The 726-nt window shown below is 66.0% G+C and carries 1 protein-coding gene; it reads right to left on the bottom strand.

The window, feature by feature from the left end; all coding sequences use genetic code 11:
- The coding region (locus A5636_RS17780; RefSeq protein ID WP_155763873.1) for a serine/threonine-protein kinase at nucleotides 1–726 on the bottom strand (726 nt) is incomplete at both ends.

Raw genomic sequence — 726 nt, 5'->3', positions numbered from 1 at the left:
GTCGCCGGCGCTGGCGTAGCGGTCTTCGGGCTTTTTGGCCATGCCGCGCGCGATCACCGCATCGAACGCCTTGGGGATGCCGGCGCGTTGCGCGCTGACCTGCGGGACCGGGTCCATCAAATGCGCGGTGACCAGAGTGGTGGCACTGTCAGCGCGGTAGGGCGGACCGCCGGTGAGGCATTCGTAGAGCACGCAGGCCAGGGCGTAGATGTCGGCGCGGTAGGTGACTTCGTCGTTGGAAAAGCGTTCGGGCGCCATGTATTTCCAGGTGCCCACGGCGGTGCCCAACTGGGTGAGCTTTTCATCGGTGGTGGCGCTGGCGATGCCGAAGTCCACCAGGTAGGCGAAGTCGTCGCGGGTGACCAGGACGTTGGGAGGTTTGACGTCGCGGTGCATCACCCCCGCGGCGTGGGCGGCATCCAGTGCCGAGGCGATCTGGGTGATGATGGCCACCGCGCGCGGCGGGGTCAGGGGCCCGAAGCGCTTGAGCACCGCATCCAGGTCGGTGCCCTCGATCATGCGCATTTCGAGGTACATCTGTCCGTCGATCTCGCCGTAGTCGTGAATCGGCACGACGTGGGGTTCCTGCAACCGGCCGGCAATGCGGGCTTCGCGCTTCATCCGCTCGCGGAAAACCGGGTCTTTGCTGAATTCGGCGGTCATCACTTTGACGGCGACGGTCCACTCCTTGACGGTGTGCTCGGCCTCGTAGACCTCGCCCATCCC

This window comes from Mycobacterium asiaticum (assembly GCF_001673315.1).
In the GTDB taxonomy this organism is placed as follows: Bacteria; Actinomycetota; Actinomycetes; order Mycobacteriales; family Mycobacteriaceae; genus Mycobacterium; species Mycobacterium asiaticum_B.
Note: the sequence above shows the minus strand (reverse complement) of the source record. Positions and strands in the feature narration are given on the sequence as shown.